This is a genomic window from Thioclava sp. NG1 (assembly GCF_003122275.1).
Lineage (GTDB): Bacteria > Pseudomonadota > Alphaproteobacteria > Rhodobacterales > Rhodobacteraceae > Thioclava > Thioclava nitratireducens.
In genome coordinates, this window is the sequence record NZ_QFBB01000001.1 from 191,873 (window position 1) to 207,686 (window position 15,814).

Here is a 15,814-nt window from a genome sequence, read left to right on the forward strand (position 1 = left end):
GAACTCCACCCTTCCCAAGCGGCAAGGAGGGCGCTTAGCTGCGGAAGACCTCGATTGGAGCGCCCGCATGCTGACTCGTCGCCTCTTCATTCTCTCGCTGAGCGCCCTCGCAGCTTGCGGCGGCTCGCCGCGGCCGATGCCGAAACCGGCCTATGCGCTGCCGCTCCACCGCAACGAGACGCCGGAAATCCGCGCCCTGATCAACCGCTACTCGGACCACTACGGCGTTCCGCGCACCCTGACCCACCGAGTCATCCAGCGCGAGAGCCGTTACCGCGCCGATGCCCGCAACGGCCCCTATTACGGGCTGATGCAGATCCTGCCGCAAACCGCACGCGGCATGGGCTTTCGCGGCAAGCCGCATGACCTGCTCGACCCTTCGACGAACCTGAAATACGCCGTGAAATACCTGCGCGGCGCATGGCTGGTCTCGGACGGCTCTGAAGATCGCGCGGTCAAATGGTATTCGCGCGGCTATTATTACGAGGCCAAGCGGCGCGGCCTGCTCCGGGAAACCGGTCTGCGCTGACCCGCGACCTGCGCGTCCTCGAACTGAGGGACGCTCCGCGGGGGATATTTGCGCCAAGGCGAAGCAAAACGCTCTCTCTTCGGCTTGGCCGAAATATCCCCGCCGGAGGCATCCGGCCTTTCCACGCAAAGCTGCCCTCACTCAGGCGCGCGCAACACCCCGGCAGGCCGGGCCGCAAGCGGGCGCAAAGCGAAGACCAGACCCGCGAGCAGCGTCGCGATCACACCGCCCGCCACGATCAGAAGCGCAGGCATCGGGGCGAAATGGAACTCCGCGCCCATCACCAGATCGACCACGGCCCAGCCCGCGAGCCCACCGAACAGGATCGCGACCAGCCCCGCCGCCGCACCCATCAGCGCAGAGCGCAGCGCGAAGCTCGCTAGGATCGCGCCGCGCGTGGCGCCGAGCGTCTTGAGCATCGCAGCCTCCCAGGCCCGCTCGCGCTCGCCCGCCGCCGCCGCCCCGATCAGCACGACGAAGCCGGTGAGCAGCGTCACACCCGCGGCCAGCGAGGTCGCCCGGGCGATGGCCGAGAGCGCATCGGTCACGCGCTGCAGGGCGTCGCGCACGCGGATAGCAGTGATATTGGGGAAGCGTTCCGCCAGATCGCGCATCACCTGCGCCTCGGCGCTTGGCGGCGCGTAGATCGTGGCGAGCCATGTATGGGGCGCACCGCGCAGCGCCGCCGGATCGAGCGTGAGGACGAAACCGATCCCGCCGGTCGAGAAATCCACATCGCGGAACGAGGTCACCTTCGCGGTGATGTCGCGCCCGAGGATGTTCACCGTGATCGTATCGCCGAGCTTCAGGCCGATCTCCTGCGCCTCCTTGGCCGAGAAGCTGGCCAGCGGCGGACCGTTATAGTCCTTCGGCCACCACTCGCCCGCGGTGATCTTCTCGCGCGGGGTCTCGGCATAGGTCACGCCGCGATCACCGCGCAGCACCCAATGCTCGCCATGCGTCTTGCGCGCATCCTCGCCGTTGATCTTGGTGATCACGCCGCGCAACATCGGCACGCTCTCGACCTTCGTGACTGCAGGCATGTCAGCCAGCAGGTCGGTGAAGGGCTGGATCTGGTCGGGCTGGATATCGATCACGAAATAGGCCGGCGCGACCTTCGGCAGATCGCGGTCGATCGCACCGCGCAAGCCGCTGTCGACTTGTCCCACGGCGGCCAGAACCGAGAGGCCGAGGCCGAGCGACAGGATGACCGAGCGAGCTTCGGAGCGCGGCCCGCCGATAGCGGCAAGGGCTGCGCGCAGCACGGGGCGGCCCCGGGCACGGTGCTGGGCGCGACGCGCGAGCCAGCGGATCAGGCTGGCGGCGAGCGTCAGGATCAGAAGCGCCGCGGCGATGCCGCCGAGGCTCGCCAGCGTCAGCGTCCAGAGACCCGAGAACCACGCCGAGACGGTGACGATGATCGTCAGAAGCGCTGCCGTCAGCAGAAGCGTGGGCCAGCCCGGCAGGCGGCGGCCTGCGCCGGTGTCGCGGTAAAGCGTCGCCGCGCGCATCTTCGACATGCGCGAGAGCGGCCAGAGCGCAAACAGCATCGCGACCAATGCGCCGTAGAGCGCGGCCTCGCCCAGCGGGCCGGGATCGAGGCCGATCTCGACCGGCAGTGGCAGCGAGCGTTCGATCAGCCCGGATGCGCCGAGTACGAGACCGGCGCCAAGGACGAGCCCGGCGAGAATGCCCGCGAGGCCGAGGGCTGCGAGCTGCAGCAGAAACGCCGCGCGGATCGTGCCTCCGGTCGCGCCGAGCGCGCGCAGGGTCGCGATGGTGGGCGCCTTGCGTTCGATCCACGCAGCGACCGTGGCGGAGATGCCGACCCCGCCTACGGCCAGCCCGGCAAGCCCGACCAGCACGAGGAAAGAGCCCAGCCGCTGCACGAAACGCTCCGCCCCCGGCGCGGCCCGGCGGCGGTCGGACCAGCGCATTCCTGCACCGTCGAACCGGGTCTCGGCCTGCTGTTTCAGGGTGGCGAGGTCGGTGTCTGGCGGCAGCGTCGCGCGGTATTCCGTCTCGAAGAGCGAGCCGGGCGACAGCAGCGGCGTGTTCTCGATGGCCGACAGAGAGACGATGGAATGCGGACCGAGGCCCATCCCCGTCCCGGTCGAATCCGGCTCGCGCACGATCCGCGCCATCATCACGAAATCCTGCCCGCCCAGCTGCACCTTGTCACCAGAGCTCAGGCCCAGACGGTCAGCGAGGATCGGATCGAGGAAAATCCCCGGCAAGCCGCCCTGCCCCGTCAACGCGTCAGGCGCGACGGGCGGATCAAGCTGCAGCTTGCCGGTCAGCGGATAGGCCCCGTCCACCGCCTTCACCTGCGTCAGCGCGCGGTCGGCGGGATCGGTGCCGGTCGACAGCATCGAGCGGAAGTCGATCACCTCCGAGACCGCCGTGGCGCGGTCGGTGATCCATTGCAGCTCCTCGGGCTTGGCGCGGCGATAGGTGAATTCGTATTGCGCGTCGCCCCCCAGCAGAACCGCGCCCTGATCCGACAGCGCACGTTCGATCGCGGACCGCACCAGCCCCACGGAGGCGATCGCCGCCACGCCCAGCATCAGGCAGAGCAGCATCACCCAGAAGCCGCGAATGCCGCCGCGCAGCTCGCGCCGGGCGATGGAGAGCGCGAGGCTCATGCGGGGGTGCCCGTTGCAATGTGATCGCCCACGACTTCTCCATCACGCAGCTCCACGATCCGGTCGCAGCGCGAGGCCAGTTCAGGCGCGTGGGTCACCAGCACCAACGTCGCGCCGTGTTTCTCCTGCAGGCCGAAAAGCAGCTCGATGATCGTCTCGCCCGTGGCGCTGTCGAGATTGCCGGTGGGTTCATCCGCCAGCAGGATCGCAGGTCGCGGCGCGACCGCGCGGGCCAGCGCCACGCGCTGCTGCTCGCCGCCCGACATCTGGCTGGGATAGTGATCGAGCCTATGCGCCAGCCCGACGGCCTCCAGCTCTGCCGCGGCGCGCTCGAACGGGCGCTCCACGCCTGCGATTTCCAGCGGCATCGCGACGTTTTCCAGCGCCGTCATCGTCGGGATGAGGTGGAAGCTTTGGAAAACCACCCCCATATTACCCCGACGAAACCGCGCCAGCGCATCCTCGGACAGCTTCGAGAGGTCGTGACCCAAAGCGGTGACAGACCCCGAGGTGGCGCGTTCCAGCCCACCCATCAGCATGAGGAGCGACGATTTGCCCGATCCAGACGGCCCCGTAAGCCCGACGCTTTCCCCTTTCGCGATGCTGAGGTCGATCCCGTTGAGGATCTCGACCGGGCCGGTATTGCCGTCGAGCGCGAGCCGCGCGTCTTTCAACTCAAGGATCGTTTCACTCATGCGCCGTCTTTCTTTTGCTTCAAAGGGATATGGGCCGCGCATGGGGATACGCAAGCGGATCGCGGCCGGTTTTATCGCCGCAGGGCTGGCTCTGAGCGCTGTGCCCGCGATGGCGGAGGTGTCGATCCTCGCGCTCGGGGACTCGCTGACCCAAGGCTACGGGCTCGATAATCCGACCGACGGGCTGGTCCCGCAGCTGCAGGGCTGGCTGCGCGATCACGGGCAGGATGTCAGCGTCATCAATGGCGGCGTCTCCGGCGATACGACGGCGGGCGGGCTGTCGCGGATCGACTGGCTCCTGACGCCGCAGCCCGATGCGGTGATCGTGGCTCTGGGCGGCAACGACCTGCTGCGGGGGTTGCCCCCGGAACAGGCGCGCGCGAACCTCGACGGCATCCTCGCGAAACTGCAGGCGAAGGACATTCCGGCACTGCTGGCAGGCCTTCCCGCACCGGGGAATTTCGGCCCGAAATACCAGAAGGATTTCGACGCGATCTATCCCGACCTGGCGAAGAAATACGATGCGGTTCTGGTGCCCAACCTTCTCGCCCCGATCACGGAGACTTCGATCGAGGAGCGCGCGAAGACCAACCTGATGCAGCCCGACAATATCCACCCCTCGCCTGCCGGCGTGAAAAAGGTGGTGGCGGCGCTGGGGCCGAAGGTGCTGGAGCTTCTGGCGAAGGTGAAGCCAGGGAGCTGAGCGCTCAGCTCTCCTCTTCGGGATAAGCCGCCTTGCAGGCTGCGATCTGCGCTTCGGCGGCCTTCGACAGTTCCGCCTGCCGCTTCAACAGAGCCTCAAGTTTGCGCTTTTCGATTACCGGATCTATCGGGATCGGTCGCTGGCGCGTCACAGTGTAATCCTCGAGGCACATGCGCGGCTTCTGGATCAGCTTGTCGCCCTTGGTGATCGTGTCGTAGCCACAGATTTCCCACCGGCTCGACGTGGTCTCGTAGCTCTGCCACGCATAGCCGCGCGCGAGATTGCCCTGCACCTCGCTGACCAGATCGGTGACGCGGCGCAGTTCGGTCGTGGATTGCCGGATACAGCGCTCCTGCGGGGTGCCGCAGGCGGCGAGCAGGACGAGCGGGATCAGCATCAGGGCGTGGCGCATGGGCGGTCTCCTTCGCGTTCAGCCTACGCCCGCTTCCGCCCGCGATCAATCGCGCCCTTCCCGCACCCGCCCACGCCTGCTAAGGATCACGCCAGAGATTTGGGAGGCCCGACGCATGACAGACACGGTTGAGGATTTCGACGCCCGCAAGGCCCGCGCGAGCCAGTGGTTCTCGGACCTGCGCGACCGGATCGTGGCGGCGTTCGAGGGGCTGGAGGACAGTCATACCGAAGGTCCGCTGTCCGAGCAGGCGCCGGGTCGCTTCGAAGTCACCCCGACCGAGCGCAAGGGCCCCGCGGGCGAGGACCACGGCGGCGGCAAAATGAGCGTAATGCGCGGCGGTCGCGTCTTCGAAAAGGTCGGCGTGAACATCTCCACCGTCTGGGGCGAACTGGCCCCCCGCGCGCAAAAGGCGATGGCCGCGCGCGGCGTGCCGGGGATGGAGGAAGACCCGCGTTTCTGGGCCGCAGGCATTTCGCTGGTCGCGCATATGCAGAACCCGCATTGCCCCGCCGTGCACATGAATACCCGGATGTTCTGGACGCCCGGCGCGTGGTGGTTCGGCGGCGGCGCGGACCTCAATCCGTGTCTTGAGTATGACGAGGACACCGCGCATTTCCACGCCGAGATGCAGGCCGCCTGCGACGCTCATGACAAGACCTATTACGACCATTTCAAAGCCTGGGCGGACGAGTATTTCTTCATCCCCCACCGCGGCCGCGCGCGTGGCGTCGGCGGTATCTTCTACGACGATTTGAACACCGATGAGTGGGAGGACGATTTCGCCTTCACCCAATCGGTGGGCGCGGCCTTCCTGCCCGCCTTCCAGCCGCTGATCGAGAAACGCCGCGTGCAGGACTGGTCCGAAGAGGACCGCGAAGCCCAGTTGCGTCATCGCGGGCTCTATGCCGAATATAACCTCGTCTATGATCGGGGCACGAAATTCGGGTTGGAAACCGGCCACAATGCGGATGCGGTCCTGATGAGCCTGCCGCCCGTCGCGAAGTGGTATTGAAGGGCTGATGGCCTCATGGGCGCAAGGTGGAGGGGCGCTGCCCCACCCGCGCGCAGGCACGTAAACGGAAAGAAAAGAGGGGCGCTGCCCCTCATCGCTTACGCGAATTCACCCCGGGATATTTTTGCCAAGAGGAAGAGATAGTTGCGCGCCCGAATACTCGGACGCGCGCGCTCTCGGTCGAAATCGCGTGTCAGCCGTTGCGGATCGTCTCGACCATCAGCGCCACGTTCTCCGGATCGGCATCGGGAGTGATCCCGTGACCGAGATTGAAGATATGCGGCCCCTTGCTGAAGGCCTGCACCACGTGGCGGGTCTCGTCGATCAGCGCCTGACCTCCGGTGACCATATGCGAGGATGCGAGGTTGCCCTGTACGCAGCCCGACACCTGGACATGCTCTGCACCCCATTCCGGTGTCACCGAATTGTCAAGAGCGACGCAATCGGCGCCGGTCTTCTGATGGAAGCCGATATAGCCCTCGCCCGCCTCGCGCGGGAAGGCGATGACCGGCAGACCCGGGAAACGCGCTTTCATCTCGGCGATGATCTTGCGCGCCGGTTCGACGGCGAAGTCCTCGAAATCCTGGCCCTTGAGCGAGCCCGCCCAGCTGTCGAAGATCTTCACGACTTCGGCCCCGGCCTCGACCTGTTTCGAAAGGTATTCGATGGTCGAGACGGTCAGCAGGTCGATGATTTTCACGAAGGTCTCGCGGTCTTCGGCCTTCAGCGCATGCGCCGGACCCTGATCCTTCGTGCCACGCCCCGCGATCATGTAGGTCGCGACGGTCCACGGTGCGCCGGCGAAACCGATCAGAGTGGTCTCTTTCGGCAGTTCTTCCGAGAGGATCGAGACCGTCTCATAGACCGGATTCAGCGTCTCATGGATGTCGTCCTTGGTCTTGAGCTTGGCGAAATCGTCGGCCCCGGTAATCGTCGAGAGGCGCGGGCCCTCGCCTGTCACGAACCACAGATCGGCGCCCAGAGCCTGCGGCAGGAGCAGGATGTCGGCGAACAGGATCGCCGCGTCGAAGCCGTAGCGGCGGATCGGCTGCAACGTCACTTCGGCGGCCAGTTCGGGGGTGTAGCACAGCGACAGGAAATCGCCCGCCTTCGCCCGCGTCGCGCGATATTCCGGCAGGTAGCGCCCCGCCTGCCGCATCATCCAGACCGGAGGGGTCGGCAGCACTTCGCCTTTCAAAGCTCGCAGGATCGTCTTTTCGGTCATTCTGGCGCCTCCTCTTTGCCCCCTTCGACGCGACCTGTGGCGTCATGTCAAGCGCGGGGCTTCTTGCAAGGTCCATCTGTCGCGGATATTCCGGGGCCATGACACAGATGCCCGATGCGAAATCCCCGCTCAAGATCGGCACCCGCGGCTCGCCGCTGGCGCTGGCGCAGGCCTATGAGACCCGTGACCGGCTGGTGGCCGCGCATGGCCTGCCCGAAGACGCTTTCGAGGTCGTGGTGATCAAGACCACGGGCGACGACCGGGCGATGATCGCAGCGGACAAACCGCTCAAAGAGATCGGCAACAAGGGCCTGTTCACGAAGGAAATCGAAGAGGCGATGGTCGATGGCCGCATCGATATCGCCGTGCATTCGATGAAGGACATGCCGACCGAGCAGCCCGAGGGGCTGGTACTCGATTGCTATCTGCCGCGCGAAGACGTGCGCGATGCCTTCGTCAGCCTGGAATACGACTCGATCATGGCCCTGCCCGAAGGGGCGACGGTCGGCACCTCCAGCCTGCGTCGCCGGGCGCAGCTTGCCCATGTGCGGCCCGATCTGAAGCTGGTCGAGTTTCGCGGCAATGTGCAGACCCGGCTGAAGAAGCTGGCGGACGGTGTCGCGGCTGCGAGCTTCCTCGCCTATGCGGGGCTGCGGCGTCTGGGGATGGAGGACTCGGCGCGCGGGCCCATCGCCCCCGAAGAGATGCTGCCGGCTGTCGCACAGGGCGCGATCGGGATCGAGCGCCGGATGGCCGATGCTCGCGCCGAGGCGCTTCTGGCCCCGATCCATGATCTGGTGACCGAGCAGCGCCTACTGGCGGAACGCGCCTTCCTCGCGACGCTGGACGGCTCCTGCGAGACACCGATTGCCGGGCTCGCACTGATCGAGGGCGACCGGCTCTGGCTGCGCGGTCAGATCCTACGTCCCGACGGCTCCGAGGCGCTCGCGGGCGAGCGCTGGGGCAATATCGACGAGGGCGCCGCGATGGGCGAACACCTCGCGCGCGATCTGCTGTCTCAGGCGGGCGAAGGGTTCTTCGACTGGCGCTGAGCACTCAGCACAGAAGCTGACCCGCCGCGCGGCGCTCGAGCGCCCGCTCCATCTCGGGGATTTCGCCATCGCCGAAGCCGCGCAAGGCGAGGCGTTCTAGCGGGCTGATATCGCACCAGAGGTTTTTCAGCACCTTGTCGCGGCGCTTGCGCGGCACCTCGGCCAGACGCATTTCATAGATCTCGTCGGCCGCCGCCAGAAGACGCGGATGCAGGTTCTCGAGCAGCGGTTCGAAAGCGATGCGGGCGGAGTTGGCGTTGCGGAGCCGCAGGATCGCCCCCTCGCCGACGGTCATCGTATGGATCAGAGTCCAGTCCAGCACATCGGCTGCCCGGTGCGGCGGGATCGGGGCGTGACCGCTAAGGCCATAGGTCAGACAGAGCACATCGCGCTCGTCCCGTGGCATCGCCAGCACGACGCGGGCGCAATCCTGTTCCAAGGCAGTTTCGGCATCCTCCAGCCGCCCGAGGCGCGGTGTCGACACCTGCGATGGCGGCACCTCCGCGCGGACGAAGATATTGCGGATCACATTATCGAACTTCAGTGCGATATGACGCGAGAGCATGACACTTCCTTTTACATATACAACCTCTCCGCCCTGTCTTCTGAACGAGCTTTGCGGCACCGCCGTTCCCTCCCGAGAGCGGTTTTCCGCCGGGCTTTTCGCTAAGTCTTTGTAGGTCCACGAGGAAGGCTTGACGCCTCCCTCTTGCACTTGGTCGCCCGAAAGCGCAAAGCGGCGCCATGCTGCGCCCGATCCACCTTGTCCTGTCCGATCCCGCCCTGCGCCTCGCCGCCGTGCTGCTCGTGCTGTTCGGCGCCCATGCGGCGACGATGGGGCCCTATGTCTCGGCGCTGGCGATCAAGGTGTTCGGCCTGTCGGATCGCGCCTATTCGGGAGTGCTGATGGTCGCCTCGGTGCTGTCGGTCTCGGCCTCGGTCGGACTTGGCATCCTCGCCGATCAGCGCGCGAACCGCCGGGCCATCGCGCTTGGCACCTCGGCGATGCTGATCGCGGGCTCGGGGCTGGTTCTGGCGGGCGACAATTGGGTGGTCTTCGTGATCGCCAACGCGCTGATCCTGCCGCTCTCGGCGTCGATCTTCGGGCAGCTTTTCGCGCTGTCCCGTCTGGCGGCCTCGACCCATCCGGCAGAGGATCGACCCGCGATCCTCTCGACCCTGCGGGCACTTTTCGCGCTGCCCTGGGTCGTGGTGCTGCCGATCTGGTCGGTGATCTTCGATCAGGGGGCGGAGCTGACCTCGATCTACCCGGTGACGCTGACCCTCGGGGCCACGATCCTCGCGCTGACCTTCCTCTTCTGGCCGCGTGACGGGGCGACGCGCTGGCCCGACCCGAAATCCGGGCTGACCTTCCGGCAATCCTTGCGCGAGATGGCGAACCTGCCGATCCTTGCCCGCGTCGTGGCGCTTGGCACGATCAACGGGGCGGTGATGCTCTATCTCGTGGTGATGGGCTTGGTCTTCGAGGCGACGCCGGGCCGTGGGGCCGCCGATACCGCGCTCTATGCTGGCCTGATGGCGGGGCTGGAAGTGCCCTTCATGCTGGCGCTGCCGCTTGTTCTGGGACGGATCGAGCGGACGACGATGATCTGGGCGGGAGCCGCGCTTTACGCGACCCATCTGGGACTGATCCCGGTGCTGGCTGCAACGCCCTATGTCTGGTTTCTCGCCCTGCCCGGCGCGATCGGCGGCGCGGTCGTTCTGACCCAACCGATGGCCTATCTACAGGACCTGCTGTCGAACCGGCCCGGCGCAGGAGCCTCGCTGATGGCGCTGCAAAAGCTGGCAGGCGATGGATTCTCCGCGGCCATCTTTGCCATCGGCACGGCTATTGCGGGTTATGAGCTGGCCGCGGCGGCAGGTGCGCTTCTGGGCGTTGCAGGCGCGGGCGCGCTTTGGGCGATGGACCGGCGCGCGGCGCGGTCCTGACCCCTTAGAAGGCCGGAACCTGCACGCGGTCCAGAAGGCTGCGTCCGCCATCGACATTGATGATCTGCCCGGTGACGAAGCTCGCCCCCGAGGACGCCAGATACTGCACCGTCTCGGCCAGTTCCGACGGCGGTGCGATCCGGCCCAGCGGCGTGCCTTCGCAGATCGCCTCGCGCCAGTCGTCGTTTTCCTTCAGCGCATCCTGCAGCGAACGGCTCATCACCGAGGCGAAGCTGACACCGTTTACCCTAATCCGCTTCGGCGCGAGCGCCACGGCGAGCGAGCGGATCGCCTGATCTTGCGCAGCGCAGGCGATCGAATAGGCCATCAACTCGGGCTGGGTGCGGTTCGAGGCCAGCGTCGAGACATTGATGATCGAGCCGATCTCACCCTCGGTGCGACCCTCTTCCTCGGCCTGCTTGATCATCCGCTTCGCGGTCATCTGGCTGACCCGCAAAGCCGATTTCATGTTCTGCGACAGCATCGAGTCGAGTACGTCCACCGACGGTTCGAGCGGGTCGCAGGGCGCGAAGGTGCGTGCGCAATTCACCAGAATGTCGATCCGGTCGAACGCGTCCACCGTGGCCGAGAGCAGGTTCTTCACCGCCAGCTTCTCGCACAGGTCGCCCGAGAAATAGCGCACCGGCCCTTCGGTCTTGGCGGTGTCGCCCAGTTCGGTAGCAAGCTTTTCTTCATCGATATCGGCGAACATCACCTGCGCGCCGCGATCGACGAAATGGCGCGCGATGGCCTGACCGATACCGTGGGCTGCGCCCGTGACGATGACGGTCTTGCCGGAAACAGAAAGGGACATTGGGTGTCTCCTCGTGGATGTTGAGGCAGGTTAGGCGAGCTTAGCGCCGCTTGCGAGGGGCAAGGGTACGTTTCGGCTCGGCTGTGGCGCGCATGCCCGCAGATTTCCCCGGGGTCTTTCCGGCCGGGATCGGCTTGGCTGCGCGGATGATACGAAAACGGGTGGAGGGGCCGCTGGGCGGCGTGATCTCTTCGATCTCGTGGAACGCGGTGGCGAGCGCGTCGGCATAGGGCAAATGGCGGTTCGCCACCATCCAGAGCGTGCCCGAAAGCGACAGCATACCACGCGCAGCCTGAATGAAGGCCAGCCCCAGCGCCGGGTCTGCGCCGCGTGCAGCCCCGTGGAAGGGCGGGTTCATCACGACGGCAGTGTAGCGCTCTTCCGGCGCATGGCGCGTAGCATCCGCCCAAAGGAACTGTGCGCGCGGATCGGAAATATTGCGTTTCGCGCAGTCCAGGGCGACCGCATCCGATTCCACCAGATCGAGACGCTCGACGCCCTTACGTGCAAGGATCTGCGCCGAGAGCCAGCCCCAGCCGGCGCCGAGATCGGCTACCTTCGCGGGCAGCGTCTCGGGCAGGCATTCGGCCAGAAGCGCTGAACCCTCGTCCACCGCATCCGCGGAAAACACACCCGGACGGGTCACGAAACCTTCGACAGGATGGATATCCTGCGCCGCCCAGTCGCTCAGCAGATCTGGGTCTGCCGCGAACCATGCGATCTTGCCATGGGCCTTCGCGATCGGCGCGGACAGGTCCACCCGTCCCCGCAATTCCTTGAGCAGCGAGTCGATCCCTTCGGTCTTCACCCCGTCGACATAGATCGGCCCGCCGGGAGCCACACGCTGGCACGCATCGGCGATCAGGGCGCGGGCCTCCGCCTTGGCGCGGGGCGCGAAGATGATCGCGGCGGCATAGCTGCCTTCGGCGCTCGGCGAGACGCGGAGGCCGCGCTGTGAGAGAACGTCGTGATCGGGTTTCTCGGGCTGGATCGCGACGAGGCGATCAACCGGCAGGCCGCCAAGGTCCAGCGTGCCCACGGGCGAAAACAGCGCAATGTCTCCCTCGGGCGGAAGCGCCTCGGGCATCTCGAGAGCGAGCGAAAGTCGCGGATGGCTCATGCAGGGAACCCTCTGAAAGAAACGAGCCCGCCAGATAGGCGGGCGCGACTGAATTTGCAAGGAACCGCTTTGGCGGCGTTTATTCCTTCTCCATCGTGCATTGCAGCGGGTGCTGGTGGCGGCGCGCGAAATCCATCACCTGCGCCACCTTCGTCTCGGCCACCTCGAAAGAGAAGACGCCGACCACAGCGAGGCCCTTCTTGTGCACGGTCAGCATGATCTCGAACGCCTGTGCGTGGTTCAGCCCAAAGAACCGCTCGAGGATATGCACGACGAATTCCATCGGCGTGTAATCGTCGTTGAGCAGCATCACCTTGTACATCGGCGGGCGCTGCGTCTTCGGCCGCGTCTTGGTCGCGAGGGACGCATCGTTATCGCTGTCGTCCCGGTCGTCGTCGGACATCATGTAAAGAGGCTCGGTCAAGGGCGCTCCGGCATCAGGATTCGTTGAGGGGCTCTGGCGGAATATAGGGTCTTCGTGACATATGAAAAGTCCCTCAACACCTCCAGCGAGAAAGGCGGGACGATGCAGCTGACGGCGATTGGCTTCGATGCGGATGACACGCTTTGGCACAACGAGCGTTTCTTCAAACTCACGCAGGGGCGCTTCACCGAATTGCTGCGCGAGCACGCCGAACCCGATCATCTGGCAGAGCGGCTGATCGCGGCGGAACGTCGCAACATCACGCATTATGGCTTTGGCGTCAAAGGCTTCACCCTGTCGATGATCGAAACCGCAATCGAGGTGAGCGAGGGTCGCGTGCCCGCCACGATCCTGTCGGAGATCCTCGCCGCCGGGCGCGAGATGCTCTCGCATCCGATCGAGTTGCTGCCGCACGCGCGCGAGACGATCGAGGCGCTGTCGGACGACTACCGCATCCTGCTGGTGACGAAGGGCGACCTGATTGACCAGGAGCGAAAGCTGGCGCAGTCGGGCCTCGGCGATCTGTTCGACGCGGTCGAGATCGTCTCGGACAAGAAGCCCCCGGTCTATGCCGAGATTTTCGCGCGCCACGCCGAAGGCGCGGAGCACGGGCTGATGGCGGGGAATTCGCTGAAATCCGACGTGATCCCGATGATCGAGGCAGGCGGCTGGGGCGTGCATGTGCCCCATGAATTGACATGGGCCTTCGAGCATGCGGAGGCTCCGTCAGCGCATCCGCGCTTCGCGGAATTGCCGGACCTCGGCGCGCTGCCGGACCTGATCGCAAAAATCACGAATTGAGCCCTGCTTTGCGTGGCGTCACGCTCCGCTAACCTCACGCTTTCGTGCGCCTCCAGTACCACAGATAGACGAATTTCCGCGAAGACCCCACCATATATTGTGGTATTGCATGAATGTCGCAGTGAAAGTGCTTGAAAATAGGGAGTTTTCAGCCTGAGAGAGCCGTGCTACGCTTCTCGCTAATATAAACCCCGGAAACCGGCCGAAGATCGGTACCACCACAAGGGGTCAAATTGAGGCAGTGAAATAGGTGAAGCCGTGACCACGCTGATGCGCTGGGTCCGTGATGGGCTATTCGTAATCCTTCTGACACTCATTGCGCCGATCGCTGCGCAGGCCGCCCCTTACGCGGCGATGGTCATGGACATGCGATCGGGCGAAGTTCTCTACTCCAAAAACGCCGATACGCCACTGCATCCGGCCTCTCTGACGAAGATGATGACGCTCTACATCACCTTTCAGGCTATTGAGCATGGCGAGTTCAGTCTCGACTCGATCGTTACCGTCACCAAGCACGCCGCCAGCCAGCCGCCCTCGCGACTCGGCCTGCGCCCCGGCCAGAAGATCGCCGTGCGCTACCTGATCCGCGCCGCTGCAATCAAATCGGCCAATGACGCCGCCGCAGCTCTCGGCGATTACATCGGCGGCTCGGAGGAAGGCTTCGCCGCGCGGATGAACCGCACCGCTCGGCAGCTGGGCATGAAGAACACCCATTTCGTCAACGCCAACGGCCTGACCCGCAAGGGCCACCTGTCCTCGGCGCATGACATGACGATCATGGGCCGCCACCTGTTCTTCGACTTCCCGCAATACTACAACATCTTCTCGCGCCGCTCGGCGGATGCGAAAGTGCGCACCGTCTATTCGACGAACCGCAAGTTCCTCGCTGCCTACAAGGGCGCGGACGGGATCAAGACCGGCTACACCTCGGCCTCGGGCTTCAACCTGACCGCCTCCGCGAAGCGTGGCGACAAGCGCATCATCGCGACCGTCTTCGGCGGCACTTCGACCGCGCAGCGCAACGCGAAAATGGCCGATCTGCTGGATCTGGGCTTCAAGCGCGCGCCGACCCACGCGCGCACGATCCGCCCTGCGATCCCGCAATACATCGCCCCTGCGCAATCGCCGATGCTGATGGTGAATCTCGCGCCGAAGAAGAGCCCGCGTCCCGATATCCGTCCGACCGTGCCCAATGCGGATAGCGATGCAATCTCGACCGCGCTCGCCGCTGCGGTGCAGGCCGATCAGGTGGACGAAGTGACCGATATCCCCGAGGACGTGGCCGAAGGCGCTCAGGACGGCGCGGCAGGCGCGGAGGACGTGGTCGTCGCCGATGCCGGCACGCTCGGGATCGGCGCGGAGATCACCGCAAGCCCCCGCCCGCAGCGCAACCCGCGCGACATCCAGATCGCGCACGTGACCAAGTCGCTGCCCGCCGAAGTGACCAAGGCCACGCCGCTGGCGCAGGCACAGGCGCATGACGCCGCTGTCGCTGCAGACAAGGCGGGCCAGGACGGCACCGAAAAGCCGAGCGACGTGCAGCTAGCCTCCTACGATCCCGGCGCGTCGGACGGTCCGAAATTCGTTCAGTCCACCAAACCGCAGCCCGAGACGGTCGAGCTGGCCGAGGCGCATACGCTCGACCTCGACGGAAACGGCAAGGCCAACGGCGCCAAGGCCCCGTCCAGCTTCGTGCAGTCGACGGATCCGCAGCCCGAGACCGCGCAGATGGCCGCAGCTCCCGAGAAGCGCAAGAGCGAGATCATCCTCGCCGCGCTCACCCCGCCGGCCCCCGGCCCGGCGCAGAAGCCGCGCGTGGTAGCGCGCGTGTCCAGCTCGGGCGGGCGCAACTGGGGCGTCAGCCTCGGCCTGTTTGGTTCGCGCTTCGCGGCGGAGCGTCACATGCTGACCACCGCGCTGATGGAAAGCGACACACTGGGCGAAGCACTGCGCAAGGTCGCGACGCGCAAGACCGGATACGAGGCGAATTTCGTGGGAATGACCCAGGACATGGCGCAACTGGCCTGTGCAAGGCTCGAAGCACGCGCTATGGACTGCAAAGTGGTCGGTCCCTGAGACTCTTCCTCCCTCGGGGACAAAGAGAGAAAGCCGCGCCTGGTCAGCGCGGCTTTTTCTTATCCGGGGCCTCATGCGGTCCGCCGCGTGGAGCGCCACGGGGGAGCCTCCGGCGGGGATATTTGAACCAAGGCGAAGGGGGCGCAAGTCTGTCGGGATCGCCCCTGGCCTTCTCCGAGCCCTTCGGGCACTCAATCCTGCTTCGGGCGGTCGTCGAACTCGTCGGACAGGATGCGCTCGGCATCGCCTTTCGGGTCGTCATACTGATTGGTCTTGAGCGACCAGAAAAACGCCCCGAGGCCAATCCCGCCGAGCAGTAGGGAAATCGGAATCGAATAGAGAAGAACCTCCAT

At 65.6% G+C, this 15,814-nt stretch carries 16 protein-coding genes; 7 read left to right on the plus strand and 9 right to left on the minus strand.

What is annotated here, in order from left to right:
* Positions 1 to 67 precede the first annotated feature (67 nt).
* Positions 68 to 529 carry a transglycosylase SLT domain-containing protein gene (locus tag DEM26_RS00880; protein ID WP_088719674.1) on the plus strand — a complete coding sequence of 154 codons (462 nt, stop codon included), beginning with the start codon at positions 68 to 70 and terminating at the stop codon, positions 527 to 529.
* A 137-nt stretch (positions 530 to 666) separates the two neighbouring features.
* Here DEM26_RS00880 and DEM26_RS00885 read toward each other — a convergent pair whose 3' ends face one another.
* Together DEM26_RS00885 and DEM26_RS00890 are read right to left on the minus strand one after the other, a co-directional pair.
* Positions 667 to 3,174 (minus strand): ABC transporter permease, encoded by a 2,508-nt coding sequence (locus DEM26_RS00885; protein WP_109171508.1) that lies wholly within the window; start codon positions 3,172 to 3,174, stop codon positions 667 to 669.
* Complete coding sequence (locus tag DEM26_RS00890; protein ID WP_075774174.1) at positions 3,171 to 3,869, minus strand: ABC transporter ATP-binding protein; 699 nt, start codon at positions 3,867 to 3,869, stop codon at positions 3,171 to 3,173. Before DEM26_RS00890 ends, DEM26_RS00885 begins: the two co-directional genes overlap by 4 nt.
* Positions 3,870 to 3,909: 40 nt before the next feature.
* Between DEM26_RS00890 and DEM26_RS00895 the strand changes: the two genes are divergently transcribed.
* Positions 3,910 to 4,572 carry an arylesterase gene (locus DEM26_RS00895; RefSeq protein WP_075774173.1) on the plus strand — a complete coding sequence of 221 codons (663 nt, stop codon included), beginning with the start codon at positions 3,910 to 3,912 and terminating at the stop codon, positions 4,570 to 4,572.
* 4 nt (positions 4,573 to 4,576) lie between these two features.
* Here DEM26_RS00895 and DEM26_RS00900 read toward each other — a convergent pair whose 3' ends face one another.
* Entirely contained in the window at positions 4,577 to 4,984 is a 408-nt protein-coding gene (locus tag DEM26_RS00900; RefSeq protein WP_075774172.1) for a hypothetical protein, read from the minus strand.
* 115 nt (positions 4,985 to 5,099) lie between these two features.
* Between DEM26_RS00900 and hemF the strand changes: the two genes are divergently transcribed.
* Positions 5,100 to 5,999, plus strand: a complete 900-nt coding sequence (hemF, locus tag DEM26_RS00905; protein WP_075774171.1) for an oxygen-dependent coproporphyrinogen oxidase — start codon at positions 5,100 to 5,102, stop codon at positions 5,997 to 5,999.
* Positions 6,000 to 6,192: 193 nt separating this feature from the next.
* Here hemF and hemE read toward each other — a convergent pair whose 3' ends face one another.
* A complete protein-coding gene (gene hemE, locus DEM26_RS00910) occupies positions 6,193 to 7,224 on the minus strand; it encodes a uroporphyrinogen decarboxylase (RefSeq protein WP_109171509.1) in 1,032 nt (343 codons plus the stop codon).
* Positions 7,225 to 7,322: 98 nt separating this feature from the next.
* On the opposite strand from hemE, the gene hemC reads away from it, so the two are divergent.
* A complete protein-coding gene (hemC, locus tag DEM26_RS00915; protein WP_109171510.1) occupies positions 7,323 to 8,276 on the plus strand; it encodes a hydroxymethylbilane synthase in 954 nt (317 codons plus the stop codon).
* A 4-nt stretch (positions 8,277 to 8,280) separates the two neighbouring features.
* On the opposite strand, the gene DEM26_RS00920 is transcribed toward hemC, so the two are convergent.
* Positions 8,281 to 8,841: a hypothetical protein gene (locus tag DEM26_RS00920; RefSeq protein WP_109171511.1), complete on the minus strand. Its 561-nt coding sequence runs from the start codon at positions 8,839 to 8,841 to the stop codon at positions 8,281 to 8,283.
* A 179-nt stretch (positions 8,842 to 9,020) separates the two neighbouring features.
* On the opposite strand from DEM26_RS00920, the gene DEM26_RS00925 reads away from it, so the two are divergent.
* On the plus strand, positions 9,021 to 10,226 hold the full coding sequence (locus DEM26_RS00925; RefSeq protein ID WP_109171512.1) for a hypothetical protein: 1,206 nt from the start codon (positions 9,021 to 9,023) through the stop codon (positions 10,224 to 10,226).
* A gap of 4 nt (positions 10,227 to 10,230) precedes the next feature.
* Here the strand turns inward: DEM26_RS00925 and DEM26_RS00930 are convergent, their stop codons facing one another.
* The 3 genes from DEM26_RS00930 to clpS form a co-directional block, all read right to left on the minus strand.
* On the minus strand, positions 10,231 to 11,040 hold the full coding sequence (locus tag DEM26_RS00930; protein WP_088725685.1) for an SDR family NAD(P)-dependent oxidoreductase: 810 nt from the start codon (positions 11,038 to 11,040) through the stop codon (positions 10,231 to 10,233).
* A gap of 40 nt (positions 11,041 to 11,080) precedes the next feature.
* Positions 11,081 to 12,160: a class I SAM-dependent methyltransferase gene (locus tag DEM26_RS00935; RefSeq protein WP_088719666.1), complete on the minus strand. Its 1,080-nt coding sequence runs from the start codon at positions 12,158 to 12,160 to the stop codon at positions 11,081 to 11,083.
* 79 nt (positions 12,161 to 12,239) lie between these two features.
* The gene (clpS, locus tag DEM26_RS00940; protein WP_109171513.1) at positions 12,240 to 12,566 is read right to left on the minus strand and encodes an ATP-dependent Clp protease adapter ClpS; all 327 of its coding nucleotides are present in this window, start codon (positions 12,564 to 12,566) and stop codon (positions 12,240 to 12,242) included.
* Between the two features lie 120 nt (positions 12,567 to 12,686).
* Here clpS and DEM26_RS00945 point away from each other — a divergent pair, with 120 nt between their 5' ends.
* Both DEM26_RS00945 and DEM26_RS00950 read left to right on the plus strand, forming a co-directional pair.
* The gene (locus DEM26_RS00945; RefSeq protein ID WP_088725683.1) at positions 12,687 to 13,385 is read left to right on the plus strand and encodes an HAD family hydrolase; all 699 of its coding nucleotides are present in this window, start codon (positions 12,687 to 12,689) and stop codon (positions 13,383 to 13,385) included.
* A 258-nt stretch (positions 13,386 to 13,643) separates the two neighbouring features.
* Positions 13,644 to 15,461 (plus strand): D-alanyl-D-alanine carboxypeptidase family protein, encoded by a 1,818-nt coding sequence (locus DEM26_RS00950; protein WP_233242984.1) that lies wholly within the window; start codon positions 13,644 to 13,646, stop codon positions 15,459 to 15,461.
* Between the two features lie 191 nt (positions 15,462 to 15,652).
* On the opposite strand, the gene ccoS is transcribed toward DEM26_RS00950, so the two are convergent.
* Complete coding sequence (ccoS, locus tag DEM26_RS00955) at positions 15,653 to 15,814, minus strand: cbb3-type cytochrome oxidase assembly protein CcoS (RefSeq protein WP_075774163.1); 162 nt, start codon at positions 15,812 to 15,814, stop codon at positions 15,653 to 15,655.

Bases quoted from the DNA above. Each gene is read 5' to 3' on its own strand.
- DEM26_RS00880 (WP_088719674.1), top strand. From the start codon at position 68: ATGCTGACTCGTCGCCTCTTCATTCTCTCGCTGAGCGCCCTCGCAGCT.
- DEM26_RS00885 (WP_109171508.1), bottom strand. From the start codon at position 3,174: ATGAGCCTCGCGCTCTCCATCGCCCGGCGCGAGCTGCGCGGCGGCATT.
- DEM26_RS00890 (WP_075774174.1), bottom strand. From the start codon at position 3,869: ATGAGTGAAACGATCCTTGAGTTGAAAGACGCGCGGCTCGCGCTCGAC.
- DEM26_RS00895 (WP_075774173.1), top strand. From the start codon at position 3,910: ATGGGGATACGCAAGCGGATCGCGGCCGGTTTTATCGCCGCAGGGCTG.
- DEM26_RS00900 (WP_075774172.1), bottom strand. From the start codon at position 4,984: ATGCGCCACGCCCTGATGCTGATCCCGCTCGTCCTGCTCGCCGCCTGC.
- hemF (WP_075774171.1), top strand. From the start codon at position 5,100: ATGACAGACACGGTTGAGGATTTCGACGCCCGCAAGGCCCGCGCGAGC.
- hemE (WP_109171509.1), bottom strand. From the start codon at position 7,224: ATGACCGAAAAGACGATCCTGCGAGCTTTGAAAGGCGAAGTGCTGCCG.
- hemC (WP_109171510.1), top strand. From the start codon at position 7,323: ATGACACAGATGCCCGATGCGAAATCCCCGCTCAAGATCGGCACCCGC.
- DEM26_RS00920 (WP_109171511.1), bottom strand. From the start codon at position 8,841: ATGCTCTCGCGTCATATCGCACTGAAGTTCGATAATGTGATCCGCAAT.
- DEM26_RS00925 (WP_109171512.1), top strand. From the start codon at position 9,021: ATGCTGCGCCCGATCCACCTTGTCCTGTCCGATCCCGCCCTGCGCCTC.
- DEM26_RS00930 (WP_088725685.1), bottom strand. From the start codon at position 11,040: ATGTCCCTTTCTGTTTCCGGCAAGACCGTCATCGTCACGGGCGCAGCC.
- DEM26_RS00935 (WP_088719666.1), bottom strand. From the start codon at position 12,160: ATGAGCCATCCGCGACTTTCGCTCGCTCTCGAGATGCCCGAGGCGCTT.
- clpS (WP_109171513.1), bottom strand. From the start codon at position 12,566: ATGATGTCCGACGACGACCGGGACGACAGCGATAACGATGCGTCCCTC.
- DEM26_RS00945 (WP_088725683.1), top strand. From the start codon at position 12,687: ATGCAGCTGACGGCGATTGGCTTCGATGCGGATGACACGCTTTGGCAC.
- ccoS (WP_075774163.1), bottom strand. From the start codon at position 15,814: ATGGAGGTTCTTCTCTATTCGATTCCGATTTCCCTACTGCTCGGCGGG.